Origin of the sequence: Polymorphobacter sp. (assembly GCF_048007885.1) — a bacterium.
Taxonomy (GTDB): Bacteria; Pseudomonadota; Alphaproteobacteria; order Sphingomonadales; family Sphingomonadaceae; genus Sandarakinorhabdus.
The window spans coordinates 763089-785190 of the sequence record NZ_CP180346.1; the positions used below are offsets into that span (position 1 = coordinate 763089).

The following is a 22102-nucleotide window of genomic DNA, read 5'->3' on the forward strand; positions in this document are numbered from 1 at the left end:
CCAAAACAGATGCCGCGCGATATGCGCCACCACCCGGCCCGCTTCAAGGTGACGAAACGACCCTCAGGCGTTCCCCAGCGCCGCGCGGTAGTCCGCCCGCTTGGCATCAATCGGCACCAGCCGCCCATCATCGCCCTCGATATGCCAATAGGTCCAGCCGTTGCAGCTCGGCAGCCCCTGCACCCGCGCCCCCATCTGGTGAATGCTCCCCGCCGTCTCGCCCAGGCTCACCGAGCCATCGGCCCGCACCCGCGCCTCGGCCTTGCGCCCCGGCGCAAACAGCCGCGTGCCGGGCCGCACCAGCCCGGCCTCCACCAGCGCGCCAAAGGCCACGCGCGGCTCGGCCCGCTTGCCCTGGCTCACATTCATGTCGCCGCCCTCCAGCGGCAGCAGCCCGTCGATCCGCGCCTGCGCCACCGCCACATATTTCGGCTCACGCTCAATCCCGATCCAGCGCCGCCCCAGAAGCTTGGCCACAGCGCCCGTCGTGCCGGTGCCAAAAAACGGGTCCAGCACCACATCGCCCGGCTTCGAACAGGCCAGCAGCACCCGGTAGAGCAGCGCCTCGGGCTTCTGCGTCGGATGCGCCTTCACCCCGTCCACCTTCAGCCGCTCCGCCCCGGTGCAGATCGGAAACAGCCAGTCCGAGCGCATCTGCACCTCGTCATTCATCGCCTTCATCGCCTGATAGTTGAAATGATAGCGGCTCTTCTCGCTCTTCGCCGCCCAGATCAGCGTCTCATGCGCATTGGTGAAGCGCGTCCCCTTGAAGTTCGGCATCGGATTGGCCTTGCGCCAGACGATATCGTTCAAAATCCAGAAGCCCGCATCCTGCATCGCCGCGCCCATCCGGAACACATTGTGATAGCTGCCAATCGCCCAGATCGCCCCGTCCGGCTTCAGGATGCGCCGCGCCTCCGCCAGCCAATCGCGGCTGAACCGGTCATAGGCAGCAAAGCTCGAAAACTTGTCCCATTCATCATCGACCGCCGCCACCTTGCCGCCCTCGGGCCGGTGCAGCTCGTGCGCCAGCTGCAGATTATAGGGCGGGTCGGCGAAAATCAGATCGACACAGCCATCCGGCATCCCCCGCATCACCTCGATACAGTCACCCAGGATGATCCGGTCGGTCAGCAGTCGGTCATTCACGAGCGTGGCCATGATGGTCCCCAAATCAGTTCGGGCCCATAGAATCACCTGATTCGCTCAGGTCAACCCCTCTTGAATCAAGTGCTTGTCATGATTCTCTCACATTCAAGTCGAAACAAGCCCAGGCCGCTACATCTCGAGTTCGCGTGCGCGTGCCGCCCCCAATATCTGGGGGTGTGACCAAAACGACTCAGCCCCGCGCCAATCGCGCCTTCACCGGTGCAAAGCTCCGCCGGTGGTGCACACTCACCCCGAGCCGCGCGAGTGCTGCCGCATGTTCCGCCGTCCCATAGCCCTGGTTGCGCGCCCAGCCATAGCCGGGGCACTCCCCGTCCAGCCCCGCCATCACCGCATCCCGCACCGTCTTGGCAATGATCGACGCCGCCCCGATCACCGGCACCAAAGCATCCCCCTTCACAATCGCCCGAGAGCGCCAGCCCCATCGCGGCAGCCGGTTGCCGTCCACCAATATCTCGCCCGGCCGCCCGCCCCCGATCTCCCGAACAAGCGCCGCCACCGCCCGCTCCATCGCCAGCATCGTCGCCCAGTGGATGTTGAGCGCGTCAATCTCCTCAGCGCTCGCCTGCCCCACCCCCACCGCCGCACAGCCCCTTATGGCCGCGGCCAGCGCCGCCCGCCGCGCCGGGCGCAGCGCCTTGCTGTCGGTCACGCCGTCGGGCAGGCCGCCATCCGGCAGCGCCACGGCCGCCGCCACCACCGGCCCCGCCCAGGGCCCCCGCCCCGCCTCGTCAACGCCAACGATCATGCGTCGAACGGATAAAACCCCATCGGCCCGCCAAAGCCCATGTCGCGCCCGCCGCCAAAGCCCGGCGCGCGCATCAGCCCCTGGCGCACAAAGGCCCGGGCGCGGGCCACGCTGTCGGCCAGCGTCAGCCCCTGCGCCAGCCCCGTCGCCACGCCGCTGGCCAACGTGCAGCCCGTCCCATGCGTGTCGCGGCTGTCGATCCGGTCCTCGACAAAGGCCCGCTGCCCGCCGCGCCACACCAGCCAGTCGGTCAACCGCTCGCCCGCCAGATGCCCGCCCTTGGCCAAAACCGCGCGCGGCCCCCGCTCCAGCAGTTCCTGCGCGGCCAACAGCATGTCCGCCGCATCCTCGATCTCGGTCTCCGAAAGCTCCATCAGCTCCGGCACATTGGGTGTCACCACGTCCGCCAGCGGCAGCAGATGCTCGACCAGCGCCCAAAGCCCCTCGCCTTCCAGCAGCCGCGCCCCGCTCGTCGCCACCATCACCGGATCAAGCACCACCGGACAGTCCAGCCCCCGCACCACCTCGGCCACCGCCTCGATCAGCGCCGCCTCGCCCAGCATCCCGATCTTCACCACGTCCACGCCAATGTCATCGATGCAGGCGCGCATCTGCCCCACCACCACCTCCACCGGCACGGCATGAACCGCGCTGACCCCGCGCGTGTTCTGCACCGTCACCGCCGTCACCGCGGTCATGGCAAAGCCGCCCAGGCACGTCACCGTCTTGATATCCGCCTGAATCCCGGCCCCCCCGCCCGAATCCGACCCCGCCACCACCAGCACCCGCGCCTGTGTCATGCCTTCACCGCCGCGCAAATTCCGTCCACCACGGCCGCCACCAGCGCCTTGTCCTCGCCCTCGGCCATCACCCGGATCACCGGCTCGGTCCCCGATTTGCGGATCAGCAGCCGCCCCGTCCCCGCCAGCCGCGCCTCGCCGTCGGCAATCGCCGCCTTCACCTCGTCGCGGCCCAGCGGATCGCCCGAAAAACGCACCGATTTCAAAAGCTGCGGCAGCGGGTCGAACAGATGCAACACCTCGCTCGCCGGCCGCCCGCTCGCCACCAGCGCTGCCAACACCTGAAGCGCCGCCACCAGCCCGTCGCCGGTCGTCGAATGGTCGGCCAAAATCAGATGCCCCGATTGCTCGCCGCCAATGTTACAGCCATGCGCGCGCATCATCTCCAGCACATAACGGTCGCCCACGCTCGCCCGGTGCATCCCGATCCCCCGCCCCGCCAGCCAGCGCTCCAGCCCCAGGTTGCTCATCACGGTGGCCACAAGTGCTGCGCCCTTCAACTGCCCGGCCTCGGCCGCCCGCGCCGCCACCAGCGCCATCAGCTGGTCGCCGTCCACCAGCTGCCCCTTCTCATCGACCACGATCAGCCGGTCGGCATCGCCGTCAAGCGCAATGCCGATGTCCGCGCCCGTCTCCAAAACCTTCATCTGCAGCGCGCGCGGATGCGTCGAGCCGCAGTCAGCATTCACGTTGAAGCCATCAGGCGACACCCCGATCGCCACCACCTCAGCGCCCAGCTCCCAAAGCGCCGCCGGCGCCACCCGATAGGCCGCCCCATGCGCGCAATCGATCACCACCTTCAGCCCATCGAGCCGCAGATCATCGGGAAAGGTCGCCTTGGCAAATTCCACATAGCGCCCCTGCGCATCGTCCACCCGCCGCGCCCGGCCAATCGCCTCGGGCGCCGCCAGCCCCACCTCGCTGTCAATCAGCGCCTCGATCGCGCGCTCATCATCATCCGAAAGCTTGTAGCCGTCCGGCCCGAACAGCTTGATCCCATTGTCATGAAACGGGTTATGGCTGGCCGAGATCATCACCCCCAGATCAGCCCTGAGCGACCGCGTCAGCATCGCCACCGCCGGTGTCGGCAGCGGCCCCAGCAGCGTCACATCCATCCCCACCGAGGTAAAGCCCGCCGTCAGCGCGCTCTCCATCATATAGCCCGAAAGCCGCGTGTCCTTGCCAATCACCACCCGGTGCTTGTGCCCGCCATTCAGAAAATGCGTGCCCGCCGCCTGCCCCACGCGCATCGCCATCGCCGCCGTCATCGGCGGGGTATTGGTCAGGCCGCGAATGCCATCGGTGCCAAAATATTTGCGCGTCATGCTCAAGTCTTACGCCCCGTCCCCGCGCAAGACCAGAGCCCGGTCGCGCCCCGCCAGATCGCGCCGCACCTCACCCACAAGCCCCGCCGCGCGCGCCAGCCCCAACACCGCGTCTGCCTGCCGCCAGCCAATCTCCAAAATCGCCCGCCCGCCCGGCGCCATCAGCCCCGGCAGCTGCGGCACCAGCACCCGGTAGGCATCCAGCCCGTCCGCGCCCGCAAACAGCGCGCCCGCCGGCTCGAAATCGCGCACCTCCACACTCAAGATCGCCCCCGTCTCCACATAAGGCGGGTTGCACAGCACAAGGTCAAACCGCTCGCCTATCCCCGCCCCCCAATCCCCCAGCGCAAAGTCCGCGCGGCGCCCCAGCCCAAGCGCCGCCGCATTCCCCCGCGCCACCGCCAGCGCCGCCGCACTCGAATCCACCCCCAGCCCCCGCGCCCCCGCCCGCTCATGCAGACAGGCCAAAAGCAGCGCCCCCGATCCCGTCCCCAGGTCGAGCACGCGGGCAAAGTCCCCCTCCAGCGCGGCTGCCACCAGCGTCTCCGAATCCGGCCGCGGAATCAGAACATCGCGCGTCACAGCAAAGTCGAGGCTCCAGAACTCGCGCACCCCCATGATATAGGCCAGCGGCTCGCCCGCCTCGCGCCGCGCCAGCATCGCCTCAAACGCCCCCGCATCCACCGCCATGCCGGGCCGCAAGATCAGATCGCCCCTTGAACAGCCCAGCAGATGCGCCAGCAGCACCTCCGCCTCCAGCCGCCCGATCCGCGCCGCCCCCATCCGCAGCGCGCCATCAGCGGTCATTCCAGCGCCGCCAGCCGCGCCGCCTCATCCTCGGAGATCAGCGCCGACACCAGCTCCTCCAGTCCCTCGCCGGCGATGATCTCCGGCAGCCGGTGCAGCGTCAGCCCGATCCGGTGGTCCGTCACGCGCCCTTGCGGAAAATTATAGGTCCTGATCCGCTCCGACCGGTCGCCCGATCCCACCATCGCCTTGCGATCGGCCGAGCGTGCCGCGTCCACCCGGCTCCGCTCCAGGTCATAAAGCCGGCTCCGCAGCACCTTCAGCGCCTTGGCCTTGTTCTTGTGCTGCGATTTCTCGTCCTGCTGCTGCACCACCAACCCGCTCGGCAAATGGGTGATCCGCACCGCACTGTCGGTGGTATTCACCGATTGCCCCCCCGGCCCCGAGCTCCGAAACACATCAATGCGCAGTTCCTTCTCATCAATCTGCACATCCACCTCCTCCGGCTCGGCCAACACCGCCACCGTCGCCGCTGACGTGTGAATCCGCCCCTGCGTCTCGGTCGCCGGAACCCGCTGCACCCGGTGCACGCCGCTTTCAAACTTCAGCCGCGCAAACACCCCCTCGCCGGTCACATTGGCGACAATCTCCTTGTAGCCGCCCATTTCCGATGGCGAGGCCGAAATCACCTCCACCCGCCAGCCGCGTGTGGCGGCATAGCGCTCATACATGCGGAACAGATCGCCCGCAAAAAGCGCCGCCTCATCGCCCCCCGTCCCGGCCCTGATCTCCAGCATCGCCGGCCGCGCATCGGCTGCATCCTTGGGCAGCAGCTTCAGCGCCAGCGCCCGCTCGGCCTCGGGCAGCCGGCTCTCCAGCGCCCGCATTTCCTCGCGCGCCATCTCATACATCTCATCGCCCGCCGGAATATCCGCCAGCGCCGCAATCTCGTCGCGAAGCCCGCGCAGCGCCGCACAGGCCTCCACCACCGGCGTCAGCTCGGCATAATCCTTCGAAATCTGCACAAAGCGCTCCGCCGGCAGGTCGCCGCGCTCCATCTGCGCCGCCAGCTCGCCGTGCCGCCGCTCGATCTGGGCAATGCGCGCGTCAGTGATCAACATTCTTCGAAAACCTGAAGCCTAGAGCTTTTCTAGCGCCTCTCTCGAGTTCACCGTCCAGAAGAACTTGCGCAAGATAATTTTTTACTATTTTATCTTCAACGATAAGTATTTCTTCTACAAAAAAATCTTTATCTAGCAAATTTTTAAGCCTCAAAAATTCAAGGATGTCATTTCTTCTGACACCCGAAAATTTCAAAATAAAATCATACCCGTCACGACCTTCATCAAAATATATAATTCCTGAAACATCTCTCTTCCTTGCCTTGCTTGACAATTTTCGTAGATTCGATCCGTATATGGTATCAATGTTTATTTTGAAATGCCTGAGATATCGAGCGATTGCATAAGTAGCTTCCAAAGCGGCTTCGTTCTCAGCAATCAAAGTCCAGATACGAGGCGGATGATACCCACGGTCTAATAAGTCTGACAGCCGCTCGATGCCGCCCGCCCAGCCCACAGCCGGCGTCTCCGGTCCGCCCATCATCCCCACCAGCCCGTCATAGCGCCCGCCGCCAATCACCGTCCCCTGCGCCCCCAGCGCATCGGTCACAAATTCAAACGCCGTATGCCGGTAATAATCAAAGCCCCTGACCAGCGCCGCGTTGCGCACATAAGCCACGCCCGACGCCTCCAGCCCCTTCAACACACTCTCAAAAAACGCGCCGGCCTCCGCACTCATATAGGCATCAATACCCGGCGCCGCCGCCACCAGCGCCCGGTCACTCTCAGCCTTGGAGTCGAGAATCCGCAGCGGGTTCTTCTCCAGCCGCACCCGGCTCTCGTCTGAAAGCACATCCAGATGCTTCGAAAAATGGTCCACCAGCGCCGCCCGCCAAGCAACCCGCGTCTCCGCATCTCCCAGCGTGTTAAGCTGCAACACCACACGGTCCGCAACTCGCAGCTCTTCCAGTAGCTGCTGCGCCATCGCCAGAAGCTCCACATCCGCCGCCGGCTCGCCTGCCCCCAAAATCTCCGCATCCAGCTGGTGAAACTGCCGGAACCGCCCCTTCTGCGGCCGCTCATAGCGAAACAGCGGCCCCCATGTCGCCAGCTTCACCGGCGCGAACTGCTGCCAGCCATTCTCGACAAAGGCCCGCGCGATCCCGGCGGTAAACTCGGGCCGCAGCGTCAGGCTGTCCCCGCCCCGGTCCTCAAATTCATACATCTCCTTCGACACCACATCGGTGGTCTCGCCCAGCCCCCGCGCAAACACCGCGGTCGCCTCAAACACCGGCACCTCGACCCGCCCAAAGCCATAAAGCTTCCGCACCCGGTCAAAGGTCCTGACCACATGGTCAAAGCGCTCCACGCTCTCGCCAAAAAGGTCCTGCGTGCCGCGCGGTTTCTGCAATCTGCTCATCGCGCCCGCCATATCGCCACGCCCCCCACTTGTCACGCGCCGCCCCAGCCGCTTAACTCACGCCCATGCTCAAGCCGCTCCTCACAGCCCTGCTCATCTCCACCGCCGCTGCCGCACAGGCCCCGCGCAGCCTGCCCACCCCCACCCCCTATCAAGACCCCATCCCGCAAGCCCGCGATATCCCCTACCCCGGCATCATGCAGATCGCCGTCGACGCCACCAACAGCACACAGGGCATCTACAGCGTCACCCAAACAATTCCCGTCCCCGAAACACTGCCCGTCCCCGGCAAGCTCACCCTGCTCTTCCCCAAATGGCTGCCCGGCAAACACGCCGCGCGCGGCGAAGTCGAAAAGCTCGCCCGCCTCGAAATCACCGCGGGCGGCCAGAAACTCCCCTGGACCCGCGACCCGCAGGATGTCTTCGCCTTCACCGTCAGCGTGCCAGCGGGCGCCACCAGCCTCACCGCCCGCTTCAATTTCCTCTCCGCCACCCAGCCCGATCAGGGCCGCATCACCGCCACCTCCGACATCATCAACCTCCAGCCAAATCAGGTCAGCCTCTATCCCGCCGGCTGGTTCACCCGCCAGATCCCCGCCAGCCTCACCGTCACCTGGCCCCAAGGCTGGCAAGCCGCCGGCGCGCTGCGCCCCGCCGCCACGCAAGCGGGCAGCGTCACCTACGAAACCGTCGATTACGAAACACTGGTCGACAGCCCCTTCTTCGCCGGCCGCCATTTCCAGTCATGGGACCTCGGCGAAAACGTCACCCTCAACGTCGTCGCCGATGAGCCCACCGCGCTCGCCGCCACGCCCGAGGCCATCAACGCCCACAAGCGCCTCGTCACCCAATCTCTCAAGACCTTCGGCGCAAAGCACTTCGATCATTATGATTTCCTCCTCGCGCTGACCACCAAACTCGGCGGCATCGGCCTCGAACATCACCGCGCTTCCGAAAACAGCCAGGCCCTTGATTATTTCACCGGCTGGTCAAACACCCTGCGCCAGCGCGGCCTCCTCCCCCATGAATTCACCCATAGCTGGAACGGCAAATTCCGCCGCGGGCAAGACAGCATCACCCCCGATTTCCGCACGCCCCTCATCAACTCCATGCTCTGGGTCTATGAAGGCCAGACCCAGTTCTGGGGCTATATCCTCGCCGCCCGGTCCGGCATGACCACCCCCGAGGCCACCATGGAGGCGCTCGCCAGCCTCGCCTCCACCTATGACACCCGCCCCGGCCGCCAATGGCGCCCGCTCATCGACACCACCAATGACCCCGTCATCACGCCGCGCGCCCCCAAGGGCTGGCGCTCCGAGCAGCGCTCCGAAGATTATTACAGCGAAGGCCTGCTCATCTGGCTCGAAATCGACGCCATGATCCGCGAGCAAACCCGCGGCCGCCGCGGCATGGACGATTTCGCCAAAGCCTTCTTCGGCCAGCGTGACGGCGACTGGGGCGAGCAGCCCTATACCATGGCCGACATCGTCACCACGCTGAACGACCTCGCCCCCCATGACTGGCAGGCCCATCTCACCGCCCGCCTCACCGAAACCACCCCCCGCGCGCCCTTGGGCGGCTTCACCCGCTCCGGCTACACCCTCGAATACACCGACGAGCAGCCCAAGCTCCTCGCCGCCCAAGACCGCGCCAGCGGCGGCGTCAACCTCATCTACTCAGGCGGCCTCGCCACCGGCAAAGACGGCGCCGTCACGGCGGTGGATTTCATGAGCCCCGCCTTCGCCGCCGGCCTCAATCTCGGAGACACCATCCTCGCCGTCAACGACAAGCCCTATACCCCCGCCCTGCTCAAGGCCGCCATCACCGCCGCCAAGGGCTCAGACCAGCCCATCCGCCTCCTCGTCAAGACGCGCGACCGCACCCGCGAAGCCGAGCTCCTCTGGAACCAAGGCCTGCGCTACCCCATCCTCAAGCGCACCGGTTCCGGCAAAGACTGGCTCGCCGACCTCCTCAAACCCCGCTAAAGCGCCCGCAAACCAACGATACACCCCAAAAGCCCGGTCAGCAGCAACACCCGCATCAAACTCACCGGCTCACCAAACGCCAGCATCCCCAGCACCACGCCGCCCGCCGCCCCCACACCGGCCCACACCGCATAGGCCGTCCCCATCGGGATCGTCCGCCCCGCCCATTCCAGGCACACCATGCTGCCCGTCACGCTCAGCAAAAACAGCGCCACCCAAGGCCCATTCCTAAATCCATCAACAAAGCGCAGCGACGTCGCAAACACCACCTCCAAAACTCCCCCCAGCACCAGCACCGCCCAGGCCATCCCCCATCCCTTTCACATTGAAATCACGCCCCCGATACACTACCGCGCTCCCAGCATCATCAGGAGGCTCCATTGCGCATCGACCAGATCCCCATCGGCGTGAACCCCCCGCACGACGTCAACGTCGTCGTCGAATGCCCGCTGGGCGGCGAGCCGATCAAATATGAAATCGACAAGGACTCCGGCGCCCTCTTCGTCGACCGCATCCTCCACACCCCGATGCGCTATCCGGTCAACTACGGCTTCATCCCCCACACGCTCGCCGAAGACGGCGATCCCATCGACGCCCTCATCGTCGCCCGCTCCCCCTTCATCCCCGGCTCCATCGCCCGCGTCCGCCCCGTCGGCGTCCTGATGATGACCGACGACGGCGGCGGCGACGCCAAGCTCCTTTGCGTCAACGTCAACAAAGTCTATCCCTACTATTCCAACATCAATGAATACAGCGATCTGCCCAAGATCCTTCTCGATCAGATCGAACATTTCTTCACCCACTACAAAGACCTCGAACCCGGCAAATGGACCCGCTGCGAAGGCTGGCAAGGCCGCGAAACCGCCGAGCGCCTGATCCTCGAATCCATCGAACGCGCCAAAGCCGCCGAAAAAGGCGCCGAAGCCCCCGACCCCCGCCCCCGCCCCGGCGCGCCCCGCGCCTGAGCCGCAATTAGCCTCCGGCGGGCAGTGAAGGGGCCTCCGGCGGCTGGGGCCTCAGGCCCCAGACCCCATGAGTGGTTTTGGGTTGCACAGGGAAAAGGCAGCGCCTGCCGCAGGCAATTGAATGCGCGTGCCGCGCAGGCGCTGCTCCCCGGCGTCTTGTCCCACTCCAACAAATGGGGTCTGGGGCCTGAGGCCCCAGCCGCCGGAGGCCCCTGCCCTCACCCCCTCTTCAAAACCCCGCGCTCGCCCGCACTCAGGCCCCGCGCCCGGCCTCCGACCCGGTCATCTCGAAGCACTGCACCACCGCCGGCACGCACATCAAGCCTCGTCACCGCCCATCGAGATGGCTGATCAGCCAGTCGGATCCATCGGTATAAATCTGCACCAGCTGCTCAAAGGTCAGATAAAGGTCGTGCGTCTGCCCCGGCATCAGCTGCTGCCTGTATTCCACCTCCGGCTTCAGCCGCTGCAGCGCGTGCGACAGGGCAATGCCGTCGTTGATGTTCACATTCCGGTCGTCATCGCCCTGCGCCACGAAGATCGGCGACCTCCAGCCATCGATCTGCCCGATCGGCGTAAAGGCCATCCCCTTCTCATCACCAGTGAAATGCACCCCCGCCATGTCAAAACCCACCGAGAAGATATCGGAGTGCTTAGCCAGCGCCATGGCGGTCATATAGCCGCCCCATGAAAGACCATAGATGCCGATGCCGCGCGCGCCGTCCACATCGTCGCGCTGTTTCAGCCAGTTGGCCGCACCCACAAAATCCATGATCTCCGAATTGCCCGCAAAGCCCCAGCCCGGTGCATTGCGGAAGTCGAAGCCCTGCATGATCGAGCTGCGATACTCCACCGACAGCACGACACAGCCGCGCCCCGCCAGATACTGGTTCATACCATAGAGATAATGGTAAGCGTCCATATAATGATAGCTGGTCAGCATCTGCCGCCGGATGCCGCCATGCGAGAATATGATCGCGCAGCCGGTCGGGTGCGCCGGCACGAACAGCTGGCCATAAGCCGTCTGCCCATCCGACGCCGGAAACGAAACAAGGCTCGGCTTCACCAGCAGCGCACCCGGAAAATCAGCCGGAACCGCCGGCAGGCCCGCCTCCACCCGCCGCCCGTCCGGCGCGCGCACCACCACATGCTGAGGATGCGCCCAATCGGTATCGACAAAGGCAATCTTGCCGCCCGCCATCGGCACCGGGTCCCATTGGTTACCCTCGCCTCTGGAAATGGCCACAGGCGCCGAGCTGCCATCGGCGGCCACCTCGGCGATATGGCGCCGGCCCAGGTCGCCAATGTTGGTCGCATAAACCAGCGTCCGGCCATCGATAGACGTCGAGAAATATTCCACCTCGCCCTCGCCCGGCGTCAGCAGCCTGGCCGCGCCGCCGCCTGCCTTCACCGCATAGAGATGCCGCCAGCCATCGCCCTCCCAGGCAAAGACAATGTCGCCGCCCGGCGTCCACGCCATCTGCGCGCCCTTCATGATCGGCGCATATTTCTGGTCCATGGCATAAAAGGCCGATCCCCGGCCCGCATCCGCCTGCCAGATCTTCCTCGGGTAGCTGACATCGGCCACATCCACCGTCCAGATCGCCCATGGCTGCGCGCTCTCCTCCGGCCCGCAATAGCGTGTCTGGCCGCAGCTGTTGCGCCGCAAATTGGGCGCATCCGCCGCTTCCCGGCGAAAGGCGATCGACCGCCCGTCACTTGACCAGACCGGTCCCGCATCCACATCATCGCCGTGTGGCACCACCACCGTCCTGCGGGTAGCGAAATCATGGATTTCCACCCCGTCGCCGCGCTCATAGGCAATCTTGCTGCCATCGGGCGAAAAGCGCATGTCGCGCCGCTCGCCCTCAAGAAACGTCTCCGGCGCACCCACGCTAATCAGCCGCCCGCCGTCCCAGCTCAGCGCTGCCGCCATGATCCGCCTGTCCGCGCGCCACAGCAGATGGCGCTCGTCGGGCGTGAACATCGGGTCCGAGCCAGACCCCAGCAGCTGTGGTGCGCTGCCGCCATCGCTGCCGATAATCCAGACTTGCTGAAGGGGCGGCTCGGCGCGCGGAATGGGGTCGGCATTGTCGCCCTGCCGGTTGGGGCCGCTGCCGCGCACATAGGCCACCGCCCCGCCGTGCGCAGACAGGGCGGGCGCGGTCGAAAGCTCCTGCCCATCATCGCCGCCATAGGTCACCAGCCGCCGCACCGCTTCGCCGTCGCGCAGAAAATAGACGCTGCGGTCCTTGCCCTCGCGCGACACATAGGCAATCGCCGTGCCGTCGTCCGAGCCGTTCAGCGGATAGAGATAGGGTGCGGCCAGCACCGAGGCCATGGTGAAGCGTTCGTCTGCCCGCTTCGGCGGCGGCGTCCAGTCGCCCAGCCGCAGCCGCGTCACCGGCCGGGTCAGACGCTTCGCCGGCAAGCCCGGCACCGCCCGCGTGAAGCTGATGCTGACCCCGTCCGCCGACCATGCGGGGTCGCTATCCCTATCGAAGGACGGGTCAACGAAAGAAATCTGCCGCGTCTTGATGTCATACACGGCAATCAGCGACCAGCTGTCGTCCGCGGCACCATTGTCCCGCCATGTCCGCGGGTTCTCAAAAGCGATCGAGCCGCCATCAGGCGAAAACACGATGGCGCCGATCTTGCCCCGTGTCGTCAGCAGCCGGTCGGGCGCCGCCCAGTCTGCGCCCAAGCCCGCGCGCGTGGCGCTCATCAGGCTCCGGCCATCCGCGCTCGCCCATGCCGTCCGCAGCCCATCGGCAGACAGCGCCGCCCCCTCGGGCGGCCGCACCACCGGCGCCGCCACATCAGCATAGGGCGGCACATAAACAGGCTTTCCAGCTCCGGGCTCGGCCGGCTGCGCCTGTGCGGCTCCCACGAAAAGCCCCGCCAGCGCCGCCCCGCCCCAAACGCCCAGCCGCTTGATCAAAATAGCCATGCCCAAAGCCCCCTTGCACGAGAGGCTAGCAAAGCCCGCCCAGCCACGCCAGCACCAGCCGACAGCCCACCTCAGCCCCCCGCCAGCCGGCGTAGCGCCTCCCCCTCCAGCCGCATCACCGTCCACTCATCCATCGGCCGCGCCCCCAGCGCGCGATAAAAGCCAATCGCCGGCGCGTTCCAGTCCAGCACGCTCCATTCAAACCGCGCCCACCCCCGGCTCACCGCAATCCCCGCCAGATGCACCAGCAGCGCGCGCCCCACCCCCAGCCCGCGCGCGTGGGGCGCCACAAACAGATCCTCCAGATAAAGCCCTGATCGCCCCGTCCAGGTCGAAAAATTGCGAAACCACAGCGCCAGCCCCACCGCCGCGCCGTCCACTTCTGCGAGCACACACCCCGCCACAGCGTCCGCCCCAAACAGCGCAGCCGTAAAATCCGCCTCGCTCGCCTTCACCGCATCCGGCGCGCGCTCATACTCCGCCAGCGCCCGCACCAGCCGCAAGATCGCCGCCTCATCCCCCGGCACGGCCTCGCGCAGGGTGATTACCATGCTCTGGTCAGCCCGCTCCTCGGCCCCCGCCGCGCCGCCGGCTTCCGCGCCCGCCGTGCCGCCGCCAGCGCCAGCACCGCCCATTCGCGCAAAACCTCTCCGTCATCCATCGCCGCGTCCGGCGCCCGGCGGTAGCTCATCGCCACAGGCGTCCCCCCCTTGTCATAAACAAAAGCCGCCAGCCCTTCCGCCACAAACCGCCCCTCGCTCTCGGCGTCACACTTCAGATACAGCACATCGTCCGCAATCAGCCCAAAAGGCAGCCCATCCAGGCTCACCCCATGCCCGCCAAACATCGCCCGCACCCGCACAGCGCCGAGCGGCGAAAGCGCCTCGTTCAGCCAGTCCGTCAATCCGCTCATCGGCCAAACTCGGTCGAAATCACATCGAGCGGCAACCACAGCATCACCGCCGCCATCGGCAGCCCCAACCGCGGCCATTCCCGCGCCTCGCGCATCCACGCCCGCCACTGCATCGCCGCCCACACCGCCGCCAGCGCCATCAGCAGCGCAAACACCGCCACTGGCCATTCCTTGTCGAAATCGCCCAAAAGCTCCAAAATCAACAGCAGCTTCCACGCCCCCACAGTCGCCCAAAGCATCGCATAGGTCGCCCGCGAGAGCAGCGCCGGGCTCATTCCGCCGCCTGCTGCTCCGCCGCTGCCTTCTCCGCTTCCAGCGCCGCCGCCTTGGCCTCCACCAGCTCGACGATATGATCGATCATCTTCGCATCCTCGATCACATGGTCGGTAATGCCCGACAGAAACACCATGTGCCGCCCGTTGCCGCCGCCGGTCAGCCCGATGTCCGTCTCCCGCGCCTCGCCCGGCCCGTTCACCACACAGCCCAGCACCGAAAGCGACAGCGGCGTCGTGATATGCGCCAGCCGCTCCTCCAGCGTCGCCACCGTCTTCACCACGTCAAACCCCTGCCGCGCACACGATGGGCAGCTCACCACCCGCACCCCCCGCGCCCGGATGCCGAGCGACTTCAGGATATGATAGCCAACCTTCACTTCCTCCACCGGATCCGCCGACAGCGACACCCGGATGGTATCCCCCACCCCTGCCCACAGCAGCATCCCCAGCCCGATCGAGCTCTTAACCGTCCCGCCCTGCAAACCGCCGGCCTCGGTAATCCCCAGGTGCAGCGGATAATCACAAACCTCCGCCAGCCCATTATAAGCCGCCACCGCCAGAAACACGTCGCTGGCCTTCACCGAGATCTTGAACTCGTGAAAATCCTCGTCCTGCAGCATCTTCATATGCTCGAGCGCGCTCTCCACCAGCGCCTCCGGGCAAGGCTCGCCATATTTCTCCAGCAAATGCTTCTCGAGGCTCCCCGCATTCACCCCGATCCGGATCGCACAGCCATTGGCCTTGGCCGCGTTCACAATCTCCTTCACCCGCGCCTGTGAGCCAATATTGCCCGGGTTGATGCGCAAGCACGCCGCCCCCGCGTCCGCCGCCTCCAGCCCGCGCTTGTAGTGAAAATGAATGTCCGCCACGATCGGCACCCGCGCCGCCCGCACGATCTGCTTCAGCGCCGCCGTACTCTCCACATCCGGGCAAGACACCCGCACGATATCGGCCCCCACCTCCTCGCACGCCCGGATCTGGTTGATCGTCGCCGCCGCATCGCTGGTCAGCGTATTGGTCATCGTCTGCACCGCAATCGGCGCATCCCCGCCCACCGGCACCTTGCCCACCATGATCTGCCGGCTCTTGCGCCGCACAATGTCCCGCCAGGGCCGCACACTCATCGCAAAACTCCCAATTCACCTGCGCGCGCTATACCGCCCGCCGCCACCGCCTCCAAGGGGTCATATCACCGCCGCCGCCAGATCATCACCGCAGCCCCGGCCGAATAGCTCACCACCCCCGCCTGCATCAGCCCCAGCCCAAAAGCGCCCAAAAGCCCGCCAAACAGCCAGAAGCCCAGCCCCCCCAGCCAGAGCCCCAGTCCCGTCCCCTTCAAGATCCAGCCGATCGCCACAAACCCACCAATCAACAAGGCTGCAAACCAAACCCACAACAGCTACACTCAAAGCATGACCAGCATCCCCGCCGCAACCGTCATCCTCCTCAAGGCGCAAGATGCCGGCCCCCCGCTCATCCTCATGGCCGAGCGCGCCCGCCATCTCGCCTTCGCCGGCGGCGCCCTCGTCTTCCCCGGCGGCCGCGTCGATGCTGCCGACATCACCACCGCGCGCACCCCCAGCCTCGCCCAGGGCTTCGAAACGCTCGCGCATGAAGACGCCGCCGCCCGCATCACGGCGGCGCGCGAAACGCTGGAAGAAACCGGCCTCCTCCTCTCCTCAGGCCCCCTGCCCGACCCTCAGATGCTCGCCCACGCCCGCGCCATGCTCGCCAGCGGACCCGACAGCGCCGAGGCCTGCACCTATGCCGCCACGCTGGCCGCACTCGCCCATCACGTCGATGCCAGCCGCCTCCACCCCTACGGCATCTGGGAACCCCCCGCCGCCGCCCCCATCAAGCGCCGCTTCCACACCCGCTTCTATGTCGTCGATGTCACCGGCAACGCCCAAACCACCAGCGCCGACGGCTATGAAGCCGTCTCCATCCACTGGCTCACCGCCGCGCAAGTCCTCGAAAATCAGGCCAGCGAGCTCGTCTTCCCCACCCGCTGCGTCCTCGCCCGCCTCGCCGCCCACGCCAGCGTCGAAGCCATCCTCGCAGACAGCAACAGCCATTACATCCAGCCCGAAATCAGGGAGCGCGACGGCCAGCCCTGGCTCACCATCCCCACCGGCCTCGGCTATCCCCACACCGAAGAACCCCTCGCCAGCGTGCGAAGAGAATAGCTCAGCCCCTCAGCTTCCGCCGATAACTCGCCACCGCGTTCCAAGCCCCATAGCCAATCACCAGCGCCAAAACCCCCCACACCCAAAGCGGGATCCCCCGCCCGGCAATCGCCAGATAAAGATAGGCCGAAATGAAACACAGCCCCGCCCCCATCACCGGCAACACCACCGGCCGCCCGGCCCGCCCCCGCTTCACCGCAATGCCGGTAAACAGCAGAAAAAACGGAATCGCCCCCACATAAATCGCCGCAAAAATCAGCGGATTCACCCCATAATCCGCGCCCAGCGCCATCACCGAGTTCGAGCCAGCCGCTCATTTGCCCGCCCAAAGCCCGGCCTGCGCCACGCCCCCCGCCTGCGCCACCAAAATCCCGGCCTCGCCAGCCATCACCGGCACCGCGTCACTCACCAGCGCCACCGCGCCCGCCTCCAGCGCCAGCCCGCCCAGCCGCACGCCCGCACCCAGCGCCGCCACCCAGGCCGGGCGTCCAACCGCAGGCCGCAACACGCCGTCACCCCGCACCCGCTCCATCACAAAGGCTCCGCAAGCGCCCAGCGCCGTCCGCCCCGGTCCCGGCGAAGCCAGCGGCTCAGGCCGCACCCAGGCCTCGCGCCGCGCCACCGAAAGTCCCTTCTCCACATCCAGCCTGCGCCCTCGGCCATGGTCGAAAAGCCGCCATGTCAGGTCATTATTCTCCTGCACCTCCAAAACGGTTACACCCGCCCCCAGCGCATGCACCGTGCCCGCCGGCACCATCAACACATCGCCCGGCACAACCTCATGCCAGACCATCGCCGCCACCACCGATCCATCGGCCACCGCCGCCGCCAGCGCCGCCCGGCTCATCGGCCGCGCCAGCCCCAGCCCCACCTGCGCGCCCGGCTCCGCGTCCAGCACCAGCCACGCCTCGTCCTTGCCGCGCGCCATCCCCATCGCCCGCGCCGCCGCCGCATCCGGATGCACCTGCACACTCAACATCTCGCGCGTGAACAGCGTCTTCAGCAAAAGCGCATCCGCCCCCATCACCTCGCGCACATCCCGCGAATTCGCCACGCCGGGCAGAAGATGATGGATCTCCCCCACCGGCTCGGCAAACACGGCGCCACAGGCCCACTCCCCGCCCGCCGGCCGCCCCCAGGGCTTGGCCACCAGCCGCCGCTCCAGCAACACCACCGCCGGCACCGCCGCCGCCTCCAGAACCGGCATCACACGCATCAGATTGTCATTTCCCGCATAATCCCCCGACCTAACCACATTTTCACGTCTCCACCACTCACTCTTGCACCAAAGCGGGGGATTTCATCCGCCACCGCCGTAATCCCATCACCAACATCACAGAAAGCCCATACCCATGATGAACACCCCGATCGCCCGCTCCCCCCTGCGCGCCGCCACCCTCGCCCTCACCCTCATCGCCAGCGCCAGCGCCGCCCAAACCACCCCTACGCCCACAACCCCCCAAACCCCCCAAACCGAAAGTCCCAAAGCCAAAGCTGAGCGCCACGGCAACCCCGACCGTGAAGCCCAGCGCGCCGAAATGCGCGAACGGATGCAAGCCGCAGACACCAACAACGACGGCCAGTTCAGCCGCGAAGAATGGCTCGCCGCCGGCCGCCGCGACCGCGGCTTCGACATGATGGACAGCGACAAGAACGGCCAACTCACCCGCGACGAACTCCGCACCGGCATGGAACAAATGCGCGCCATGCGCGGCCAAGGCGGCCGCGGCCCCGGCCCCGGCAATCAGCCAGACTGAACCTGCCGCAAAGAAGGCCTCCGGCGGCTGGGGCCTCAGGCCCCAGACCCCATCAGTGGAACCGCCCAAAAATCTCCGTCGCCCCGGGCCAGACCCGGGGCCTGAGCGACGCCCGTCCCCCCAAGCCCAGCGCCGCAGGCTGTCAAAGCGCTACGCGCCAGCGCTGCCCATGCAATTCTTGTCCCAAAACAACGAATGGGGTCTGGGGCCTGAGGCCCCAGCCGCCGGAGGCCCAAACTATCCCGCCGGAGGGCCTGCCGCTCCCAATCCCAGCCCCCTCAGGGCCGTGGCCCCCGCCGTTTCGCCCCTGGCCGCAGGGCGCGGCGGGCGAGGTCGATCCAGTCGACCAGTCGCGCCCGGGTTTCGGAGGGTGCGATGATGTCTTCGACGCCGTAGCGTTCGGCGGTGCGGAAGGGCGAGCGCACGCGGTCGAGGCGGTCCTTGATGGTTTTCAGCGTGGCGGCGGGGTCGTCGCTGGCTTCCAGTTCGGCGCGGTAGGCGGCTTCAAGCCCGCCGGAGATCGGCAGGCTGCCCCAGTCGCCGCTCGGCCAGGCGAGGCGCAGGCGCAGGCGGTCGGCGGGCGCGTGGCCGCTGCCGGCCATGCCGTAGCATTTGCGCATGATGATCGTCGCCCAAGGTACGGATGATTGATATATGGCTGCCAAGGCTCTGGAACCCCAGCGAATTGTGCCCTCTTCCTCGGCGCGTCGGCCGATCATGAAGCCGGGATTATCAACCATCTGGACGAGCGGCAGATGGAAGCTATCGGCGAGATCGACCATGCGTTCGACCTTACGCGCGGTGGCAGCGGTCCACAGGCCGCCCAGTGCTTCGGGGTTTGAGGCGATGACCGCGACCGGCCAGCCGTCGAGGCGGGCGAGCCCGGTGACGACGCCCGCGCCCCATTCGGCGCCGATCTCGAACCAGCTGTCCCGGTCGAACACGGCCGCGATGATCGGGCGGACGGGATAGAGCTTGCGGCCGTCGCGCGGCACGGCGGCATCGAGCCAGGCGGCGCCCTTGCGGCTGCGGTCGCGCGGCCCGCGTGGTGGCAGTTCATCGACATGGGCGGGCAGGTAGGAGAGGAAGCGGCGCACACGGGCAAAGGCTTCGGTCTCGCTGGCCACCCGGTCATCGACCGCGCCATTGGCGGCGTGGATGGCGGCGCCGCCCAGCTCTTCCTTGGTGCGGTGTTCGCCGGCGGCGGCGACGACCGGGGGGCCGGCGACAAACATCTGCGCCAGCCCGTCGACCAGCAGGCTGTAATGCGCCATCACCAGCCGGCCGGCGCCCAGGCCTGCGACGGGTCCCAGCCCCAGCGCCACCACCGGCACCTGGCCAAGGTTGGCCACGATTGTCTCCAGCCCCGGCACTTCGGGCACATAGCTGTGGCCCATGGTTTCGAGCGTGCGCACCGAGCCGCCGCCGCCGGTGCCTTCGATCATGCGGATGATCGGCAACTTCCATTCGGCGGCCATGCGCTCGGCGTCGACCATCTTGCGGTGCAGGCTGGCATCTGCCGCGCCGCCGCGCACGGTGAAGTCATCGGCGGAGAGCACCACCGGCCGGCCATCGATGCGCGCCGTGCCGAACAGGAAGTTGGCCGGCTGCACCCCTTCAAGCTGGCCGTCCTCGGCGTAGCGGCCAAAGCCGGCGAGCGCGCCCCATTCGGCAAAGCTGCCTTCGTCGGCCATCAGCGCCAGCCGGGCGCGGGCGTCGAGCCGCCCGGTTGCGGCCTGACGCGCCAGCTTGTCCGGCCCGCCCATGGCCAGCGCCAGCGCGCGGCGTCGTTCAAGCTCGTCCAGTTCGGTGGCCCATGGCCCTGCCAGACCGTCCGATGTGGCACTTTTGCCACCATTGTTGCTGTTCATATTAATTTCGCAATCATTTATTTCATCCATTATGGCGCGTTTCAGCCACAGTTTCGCGACGCGCAGAGTGTCACACTGTAAAATGATTCGCGCGGACTGCTTGCATTGTCGGCCCTTTTCGGCAATGTTTCCTACGGGTGTGTTATGCGGTCAGGGTCAACCACAAGGCGTACCAGTAGATGAGTGCTACGATTTGCCAGGATGGAAATGACGGGTTTGGTGCCTTCGGGCGCCTTGCGTCCCGTGGTGCGCCGGCAATGAATTCCCCTTCAGACAATGCGCGCCAGCCCTCTGCGGGCAAGTCCCAGCCCTCTGCGGGCAAGTCCATGTCTCCGCTTCAGCAATTGACCGATGGCCAGAAGGAATGTCTGCGCCTCGTCTACAACCACATGACATCAAAGGATATTGCACGCGATCTCGGGGTCTCGCCGCACACCGTGGACATGCGGCTGCGCACCGCCATGAAGGTGCTCGGCGTGGCCAACCGCATCGAGGCGGCGCGCCTGCTGATCCTCGAAGAGCAGGGGCCGGACGCCCAGCCCGTCATGCCCGCCCCTGAGGATGATGGCACGTATCAGCCGTTGATATACGGCTCATCGGATATGGCTTCCGGGCCGAATCTCGCCAAATTCGGTGCATCGGCTTCAGCAGCTGGTGTAACGGGTGAACGGCAAGACCCAGCCAATTTCTCGCTCCACCAGTCGCTCAATCCGACCTTCGATCCCTCGCTTGGCGGCCCTCCCCGCAACGCGAATGCATCGATAACCAGCGAAGCAGCAATGCTCGGCAGTCGGTCGGGCGCTGGAGCCACTGACCCTGGCTCAGGTGTCCGACCACTCGCCGCAGCAGCGCTGCCCTGGGGAGAGCGCAACACCCTGTCGGTGCCAATGCGCCTCGCCTGGATCGCCGGAATTTCCATCGGCTCGGCCTTGGGCTTTGGCGCCATCCTTTCGGCGCTGCAATCGCTCAAGTCCCTGCTCTGACCACAGTCGGACGACGGTCGTCCGACCGTTATCCCCGCCCCGCCCGTCGGGACTTGTGTAAGGACTGTGTTATGCTCAAGGAACGTCGCCTCGCCGCTGAAACCGTCGCCGAACAGCTGTTCGCCGCGGAAGCCGCCATCGATGCCGCCATCCAGGCCGTCGCCCTGTTGACCGCGACGATGCCCAAGGCCCGCCTCGACGCCAATCTCGCCCCCATGGTCGGCCATGAAGCGCTGCTCCAAGCCAGCCGCACCTGCGCCAGCCTGATGGACGCCCGCTCGGGCATTTGCGCCACCCATGAAGCCCTTGCCGTCGCCCAGCGCCAGATCGGCCTCGGTGCCATCGGCTTCGGCAGCCTCGGCAAGGGCCGCGATGTGCACCAGCCTGCCATCCACGCGGTCAAGACCGACGAGGACACGGTGGTCCAGGCCGCTTGACTGCACCAGGCGCCGGGCGACACCATCGCCCGGCGCCCGCGCCTCGCCCTCGTCGAATAGACGCAAATTGGTGATCGCCTGATGCTTCAAACGGCCTTTCTCATCCTCCTCATCGGCACCTGCCTCTTCGCCTTCCTGCGCGGCCGCACCGATGAACGCCTCGCTGCCGGCGGCATGATGCTCGCCGCCCTCATCACGCCGCTGGCCGTCAGCTCCGGCTTCGCCAGCCCGGAGACCGGCGTGCTCGGCATCGATGTGGCGCTGCTCACCTTCCTGTTCATCATCGCCCTCAAGTCTGACCGCTTCTGGCCGCTCTGGGCCGCCGGCTTCCACGTCGTCGGCACCACCATCCACCTCGCCACCTTCGTCGAGGTTGACATCTGGCCGCCCGCCTATGCCAATGCGCAGGGCTTCTGGGCCTGGCCCGTCCTCGCCGCCCTGTTCGTCGGCACCCTCCTCGAGGCGCGCTACCGGAACAATTGACGCACTTGCCGTTCCCGAACAAATCTGGA

The 22102-nt window shown here is 66.5% G+C and carries 24 protein-coding genes; 7 read left to right on the plus strand and 17 right to left on the minus strand.

Features of this window, described 5'->3' with window-relative positions:
• Positions 1-63: 63 nt before the first annotated feature.
• The 7 genes from ACMVO5_RS03590 to hisS form a co-directional block, all read right to left on the minus strand.
• Positions 64-1161 carry a site-specific DNA-methyltransferase gene (locus ACMVO5_RS03590; protein ID WP_416908705.1) on the minus strand — a complete coding sequence of 366 codons (1098 nt, stop codon included), beginning with the start codon at positions 1159-1161 and terminating at the stop codon, positions 64-66.
• Between the two features lie 178 nt (positions 1162-1339).
• Positions 1340-1915 carry a ribonuclease HII gene (locus tag ACMVO5_RS03595; RefSeq protein ID WP_416908706.1) on the minus strand — a complete coding sequence of 192 codons (576 nt, stop codon included), beginning with the start codon at positions 1913-1915 and terminating at the stop codon, positions 1340-1342.
• A complete protein-coding gene (gene thiD, locus ACMVO5_RS03600) occupies positions 1912-2715 on the minus strand; it encodes a bifunctional hydroxymethylpyrimidine kinase/phosphomethylpyrimidine kinase (RefSeq protein ID WP_416908707.1) in 804 nt (267 codons plus the stop codon). Before thiD ends, ACMVO5_RS03595 begins: the two co-directional genes overlap by 4 nt.
• Complete coding sequence (gene glmM, locus ACMVO5_RS03605; RefSeq protein WP_416908708.1) at positions 2712-4040, minus strand: phosphoglucosamine mutase; 1329 nt, start codon at positions 4038-4040, stop codon at positions 2712-2714. The genes thiD and glmM overlap by 4 nt, the downstream gene beginning before the upstream one ends.
• A gap of 9 nt (positions 4041-4049) precedes the next feature.
• Complete coding sequence (prmC, locus tag ACMVO5_RS03610; protein WP_416908709.1) at positions 4050-4847, minus strand: peptide chain release factor N(5)-glutamine methyltransferase; 798 nt, start codon at positions 4845-4847, stop codon at positions 4050-4052.
• On the minus strand, positions 4844-5908 hold the full coding sequence (gene prfA, locus ACMVO5_RS03615; protein ID WP_416908710.1) for a peptide chain release factor 1: 1065 nt from the start codon (positions 5906-5908) through the stop codon (positions 4844-4846). Before prfA ends, prmC begins: the two co-directional genes overlap by 4 nt.
• A complete protein-coding gene (hisS, locus tag ACMVO5_RS03620) occupies positions 5895-7268 on the minus strand; it encodes a histidine--tRNA ligase (RefSeq protein WP_416908711.1) in 1374 nt (457 codons plus the stop codon). Before hisS ends, prfA begins: the two co-directional genes overlap by 14 nt.
• 65 nt (positions 7269-7333) lie before the next feature.
• Here hisS and ACMVO5_RS03625 point away from each other — a divergent pair, with 65 nt between their 5' ends.
• Positions 7334-9253: a M61 family metallopeptidase gene (locus ACMVO5_RS03625; RefSeq protein WP_416908712.1), complete on the plus strand. Its 1920-nt coding sequence runs from the start codon at positions 7334-7336 to the stop codon at positions 9251-9253.
• On the opposite strand, the gene ACMVO5_RS03630 is transcribed toward ACMVO5_RS03625, so the two are convergent.
• Positions 9250-9561, minus strand: coding sequence for a DMT family transporter (locus tag ACMVO5_RS03630; RefSeq protein ID WP_416908713.1), 312 nt, complete (start codon positions 9559-9561; stop codon positions 9250-9252). The genes ACMVO5_RS03625 and ACMVO5_RS03630 overlap by 4 nt on opposite strands.
• Positions 9562-9633: 72 nt before the next feature.
• On the opposite strand from ACMVO5_RS03630, the gene ppa reads away from it, so the two are divergent.
• The gene (ppa, locus tag ACMVO5_RS03635; RefSeq protein ID WP_416908714.1) at positions 9634-10218 is read left to right on the plus strand and encodes an inorganic diphosphatase; all 585 of its coding nucleotides are present in this window, start codon (positions 9634-9636) and stop codon (positions 10216-10218) included.
• Between the two features lie 328 nt (positions 10219-10546).
• Here ppa and ACMVO5_RS03640 read toward each other — a convergent pair whose 3' ends face one another.
• The 6 genes from ACMVO5_RS03640 to ACMVO5_RS03665 all read right to left on the minus strand — a co-directional run bounded on the left by ACMVO5_RS03640 (position 10547) and on the right by ACMVO5_RS03665 (position 15713).
• Positions 10547-13168 carry a S9 family peptidase gene (locus tag ACMVO5_RS03640; RefSeq protein WP_416908715.1) on the minus strand — a complete coding sequence of 874 codons (2622 nt, stop codon included), beginning with the start codon at positions 13166-13168 and terminating at the stop codon, positions 10547-10549.
• 71 nt (positions 13169-13239) lie between these two features.
• Positions 13240-13719, minus strand: a complete 480-nt coding sequence (locus ACMVO5_RS03645; protein WP_416908716.1) for a GNAT family N-acetyltransferase — start codon at positions 13717-13719, stop codon at positions 13240-13242.
• A complete protein-coding gene (locus tag ACMVO5_RS03650; RefSeq protein ID WP_416908717.1) occupies positions 13713-14081 on the minus strand; it encodes a TfoX/Sxy family protein in 369 nt (122 codons plus the stop codon). The genes ACMVO5_RS03645 and ACMVO5_RS03650 overlap by 7 nt, the downstream gene beginning before the upstream one ends.
• The gene (locus tag ACMVO5_RS03655; RefSeq protein ID WP_416908718.1) at positions 14078-14356 is read right to left on the minus strand and encodes a hypothetical protein; all 279 of its coding nucleotides are present in this window, start codon (positions 14354-14356) and stop codon (positions 14078-14080) included. The genes ACMVO5_RS03650 and ACMVO5_RS03655 overlap by 4 nt, the downstream gene beginning before the upstream one ends.
• Complete coding sequence (gene ispG, locus ACMVO5_RS03660) at positions 14353-15480, minus strand: flavodoxin-dependent (E)-4-hydroxy-3-methylbut-2-enyl-diphosphate synthase (RefSeq protein ID WP_416908719.1); 1128 nt, start codon at positions 15478-15480, stop codon at positions 14353-14355. The genes ACMVO5_RS03655 and ispG overlap by 4 nt, the downstream gene beginning before the upstream one ends.
• 65 nt (positions 15481-15545) lie before the next feature.
• On the minus strand, positions 15546-15713 hold the full coding sequence (locus ACMVO5_RS03665; protein WP_416908720.1) for a hypothetical protein: 168 nt from the start codon (positions 15711-15713) through the stop codon (positions 15546-15548).
• Between the two features lie 55 nt (positions 15714-15768).
• Here ACMVO5_RS03665 and ACMVO5_RS03670 point away from each other — a divergent pair, with 55 nt between their 5' ends.
• Positions 15769-16542, plus strand: coding sequence for an NUDIX hydrolase (locus tag ACMVO5_RS03670; RefSeq protein WP_416908721.1), 774 nt, complete (start codon positions 15769-15771; stop codon positions 16540-16542).
• A gap of 1 nt (position 16543) precedes the next feature.
• Here ACMVO5_RS03670 and ACMVO5_RS03675 read toward each other — a convergent pair whose 3' ends face one another.
• Positions 16544-16834, minus strand: a complete 291-nt coding sequence (locus tag ACMVO5_RS03675; protein ID WP_416908722.1) for a hypothetical protein — start codon at positions 16832-16834, stop codon at positions 16544-16546.
• A 21-nt stretch (positions 16835-16855) separates the two neighbouring features.
• The gene (locus tag ACMVO5_RS03680) at positions 16856-17758 is read right to left on the minus strand and encodes a class I mannose-6-phosphate isomerase (protein ID WP_416908723.1); all 903 of its coding nucleotides are present in this window, start codon (positions 17756-17758) and stop codon (positions 16856-16858) included.
• A 136-nt stretch (positions 17759-17894) separates the two neighbouring features.
• Between ACMVO5_RS03680 and ACMVO5_RS03685 the strand changes: the two genes are divergently transcribed.
• On the plus strand, positions 17895-18299 hold the full coding sequence (locus ACMVO5_RS03685; RefSeq protein WP_416908724.1) for a hypothetical protein: 405 nt from the start codon (positions 17895-17897) through the stop codon (positions 18297-18299).
• Positions 18300-18577: 278 nt separating this feature from the next.
• Here ACMVO5_RS03685 and ACMVO5_RS03690 read toward each other — a convergent pair whose 3' ends face one another.
• A complete protein-coding gene (locus ACMVO5_RS03690; protein WP_416908725.1) occupies positions 18578-20170 on the minus strand; it encodes an acyl-CoA carboxylase subunit beta in 1593 nt (530 codons plus the stop codon).
• A 179-nt stretch (positions 20171-20349) separates the two neighbouring features.
• Between ACMVO5_RS03690 and ACMVO5_RS03695 the strand changes: the two genes are divergently transcribed.
• The 3 genes from ACMVO5_RS03695 (at position 20350) to ACMVO5_RS03705 (ending at position 22073) form a co-directional block, all read left to right on the plus strand.
• Positions 20350-21153: a helix-turn-helix transcriptional regulator gene (locus ACMVO5_RS03695; protein ID WP_416908726.1), complete on the plus strand. Its 804-nt coding sequence runs from the start codon at positions 20350-20352 to the stop codon at positions 21151-21153.
• 71 nt (positions 21154-21224) lie between these two features.
• On the plus strand, positions 21225-21590 hold the full coding sequence (locus tag ACMVO5_RS03700) for a hypothetical protein (protein ID WP_416908727.1): 366 nt from the start codon (positions 21225-21227) through the stop codon (positions 21588-21590).
• A gap of 81 nt (positions 21591-21671) precedes the next feature.
• Positions 21672-22073, plus strand: a complete 402-nt coding sequence (locus ACMVO5_RS03705; protein ID WP_416908728.1) for a hypothetical protein — start codon at positions 21672-21674, stop codon at positions 22071-22073.
• Positions 22074-22102 lie beyond the last annotated feature (29 nt).

What these genes read in the sequence shown, in the direction of transcription:
- ACMVO5_RS03695 (WP_416908726.1), top strand. Translation starts at nt 20,350, where the DNA reads ATGAGTGCTACGATTTGCCAGGATGGAAATGACGGGTTTGGTGCCTTC.
- ACMVO5_RS03630 (WP_416908713.1), bottom strand. Translation starts at nt 9,561, where the DNA reads ATGGCCTGGGCGGTGCTGGTGCTGGGGGGAGTTTTGGAGGTGGTGTTT.
- prmC (WP_416908709.1), bottom strand. Translation starts at nt 4,847, where the DNA reads ATGACCGCTGATGGCGCGCTGCGGATGGGGGCGGCGCGGATCGGGCGG.
- ispG (WP_416908719.1), bottom strand. Translation starts at nt 15,480, where the DNA reads ATGAGTGTGCGGCCCTGGCGGGACATTGTGCGGCGCAAGAGCCGGCAG.
- ACMVO5_RS03655 (WP_416908718.1), bottom strand. Translation starts at nt 14,356, where the DNA reads ATGAGCCCGGCGCTGCTCTCGCGGGCGACCTATGCGATGCTTTGGGCG.
- ACMVO5_RS03690 (WP_416908725.1), bottom strand. Translation starts at nt 20,170, where the DNA reads ATGAACAGCAACAATGGTGGCAAAAGTGCCACATCGGACGGTCTGGCA.
- ACMVO5_RS03675 (WP_416908722.1), bottom strand. Translation starts at nt 16,834, where the DNA reads ATGGCGCTGGGCGCGGATTATGGGGTGAATCCGCTGATTTTTGCGGCG.
- ACMVO5_RS03625 (WP_416908712.1), top strand. Translation starts at nt 7,334, where the DNA reads ATGCTCAAGCCGCTCCTCACAGCCCTGCTCATCTCCACCGCCGCTGCC.
- ACMVO5_RS03670 (WP_416908721.1), top strand. Translation starts at nt 15,769, where the DNA reads ATGACCAGCATCCCCGCCGCAACCGTCATCCTCCTCAAGGCGCAAGAT.
- ACMVO5_RS03590 (WP_416908705.1), bottom strand. Translation starts at nt 1,161, where the DNA reads ATGGCCACGCTCGTGAATGACCGACTGCTGACCGACCGGATCATCCTG.
- ACMVO5_RS03595 (WP_416908706.1), bottom strand. Translation starts at nt 1,915, where the DNA reads ATGATCGTTGGCGTTGACGAGGCGGGGCGGGGGCCCTGGGCGGGGCCG.
- ACMVO5_RS03700 (WP_416908727.1), top strand. Translation starts at nt 21,225, where the DNA reads ATGCTCAAGGAACGTCGCCTCGCCGCTGAAACCGTCGCCGAACAGCTG.
- ACMVO5_RS03640 (WP_416908715.1), bottom strand. Translation starts at nt 13,168, where the DNA reads ATGGCTATTTTGATCAAGCGGCTGGGCGTTTGGGGCGGGGCGGCGCTG.
- ACMVO5_RS03705 (WP_416908728.1), top strand. Translation starts at nt 21,672, where the DNA reads ATGCTTCAAACGGCCTTTCTCATCCTCCTCATCGGCACCTGCCTCTTC.
- ACMVO5_RS03650 (WP_416908717.1), bottom strand. Translation starts at nt 14,081, where the DNA reads ATGAGCGGATTGACGGACTGGCTGAACGAGGCGCTTTCGCCGCTCGGC.
- hisS (WP_416908711.1), bottom strand. Translation starts at nt 7,268, where the DNA reads ATGAGCAGATTGCAGAAACCGCGCGGCACGCAGGACCTTTTTGGCGAG.
- ACMVO5_RS03685 (WP_416908724.1), top strand. Translation starts at nt 17,895, where the DNA reads ATGATGAACACCCCGATCGCCCGCTCCCCCCTGCGCGCCGCCACCCTC.
- ACMVO5_RS03680 (WP_416908723.1), bottom strand. Translation starts at nt 17,758, where the DNA reads ATGCGTGTGATGCCGGTTCTGGAGGCGGCGGCGGTGCCGGCGGTGGTG.
- glmM (WP_416908708.1), bottom strand. Translation starts at nt 4,040, where the DNA reads ATGACGCGCAAATATTTTGGCACCGATGGCATTCGCGGCCTGACCAAT.
- ACMVO5_RS03645 (WP_416908716.1), bottom strand. Translation starts at nt 13,719, where the DNA reads ATGGTAATCACCCTGCGCGAGGCCGTGCCGGGGGATGAGGCGGCGATC.
- prfA (WP_416908710.1), bottom strand. Translation starts at nt 5,908, where the DNA reads ATGTTGATCACTGACGCGCGCATTGCCCAGATCGAGCGGCGGCACGGC.
- thiD (WP_416908707.1), bottom strand. Translation starts at nt 2,715, where the DNA reads ATGACACAGGCGCGGGTGCTGGTGGTGGCGGGGTCGGATTCGGGCGGG.